This is a genomic window from Mycobacterium sp. ZZG (genome assembly GCF_054786995.1).
In genome coordinates this window covers 1-1,488 of record NZ_JBTBFV010000152.1, presented here as the reverse complement: position 1 = coordinate 1,488, position 1,488 = coordinate 1, and the positions used below count along the sequence as shown (strand labels likewise).

Here is a 1,488-nt window from a genome sequence, read left to right as displayed (position 1 = left end):
GAGAAATTGTCAATACCTGTGGATCGGGGTGTTTCAGGCGACCTCCGTTCCGGTGCTCTCGTCACCGTTTGAAGGCGGTGTTGGTGGGGTGATGTCGGTGGGTCGTTCGAGTAGCTTGCCTTTGTGGAAGACCGCGCCGGCGCGGACCAGGGCGACCAGGTGCGGGGCGTTGACGGCCCGCCAGCGGGCCTGTGCGGCGTCGATCAGCTTGTAGGCCATGGCAATCCCGGCCGTGCGTGATCCCGGCCCCTTGGTGACCTTGGTTCGAAGTCGCACCGTGGCGAAAGTGCTTTCGATAGGATTTGTCGTCCTCAAATGGATCCAATGCTCGGCCGGGTACTTGTAGAACTCCAGCAGGACATCGAGATCGTCGACGATCTTGGCGACCGCCTTGGGATACTTGGCACCGAAGTCGACCTCGAAGGCCTTGACCGCCAGCTGAGCCTTGTCGATATCCTCGGCGTTGTAGATGTCTTTGAGCGCCGCCAACGCCGACGGGTGTGCCGACTTCGGCAGTGCGGCAAGCACATTGGCCTGCTTGTGGAACCAGCAGCGCTGCTCACGGGTGGCCGGGAAGACTTCGCGGACCGCCCTCCAGAACCCAAGGGCACCATCGCCGACGGCCAGCACCGGCGCGGTCATCCCGCGGCGTTTGCAGTCACGCAGCAGGTCGGCCCACGACTCGGTGGACTCCCGATACCCATCGGTGATCGCGACCAGCTCCTTGCGACCATCAGCACGCACGCCGATCATCACCAGCAGGCACAGCTTGGTCTGCTCCAGGCGGACCTTGAGGTGGATGCCGTCGACCCACAGGTAGACGTAGTCGGTGCCGGACAGATCCCGGCGCCCGAACGTGGCGGCTTCGTCCTGCCACTGCGCGGTCAGCCGGGTGATCGTCGACGCCGACAACCCCGCACCCGAGCCGAGGAACTGCTCGAGTGCCGGCCCGAAGTCGCCGCTGGACAGCCCATGCAGGTACAGCAGCGGCAGCACCTCGCTGATCTGCGGGGACTTGCGTGCCCAGGCGGGCAGGATCGCCGAGGAGAACCGCTGCCGGACACCGGTATCGGGGTCAACCCGGCGGTCGTTGACCCGCGGTGCCTTCACCTCGACCGCGCCGGCTGCGGTCAGCACCTCACGCGGTTGGTGGTAGCCGTTGCGGACCACCAACCGATGGCCGTCCTCATCGAGCTGGTCGGCGAACTGCGCTACGTAGGCCGCAACCTCGGCCTGCAGCGCCGCGGCCAGCATCTGCCGGGCGCCGTCACGAACGATCTCGTCCAACAACGACCGACCAGCACCGCCGGCACTTTCGTTGGCCTCGGCGGCATCGTGAACTACGGTGAGCATGGGCGTACCTTCCCGAACCAGCGCGCCAACGCCGGCTCATGATCGGACCTTCGGATATTCAGATCATCCTCGGGAAGGTGCGCCCACTTTCACGCCCCCACACCGAGGCTCATCCACAGGTTCTGATCATTGCTC

The 1,488-nt window shown here is 65.2% G+C and carries 1 protein-coding gene; it reads right to left on the bottom strand.

Annotated features, from left to right (window positions below):
- Nucleotides 1-33: 33 nt before the first annotated feature.
- On the bottom strand, nucleotides 34-1,353 hold the full coding sequence (locus tag ACXMYJ_RS29070; protein WP_212812938.1) for an IS256 family transposase: 1,320 nt from the start codon (nucleotides 1,351-1,353) through the stop codon (nucleotides 34-36).
- Nucleotides 1,354-1,488 lie beyond the last annotated feature (135 nt).

Coding starts and splice junctions, on each gene's coding strand:
- ACXMYJ_RS29070 (WP_212812938.1), bottom strand. CDS start 1,353: ATGCTCACCGTAGTTCACGATGCCGCCGAGGCCAACGAAAGTGCCGGC.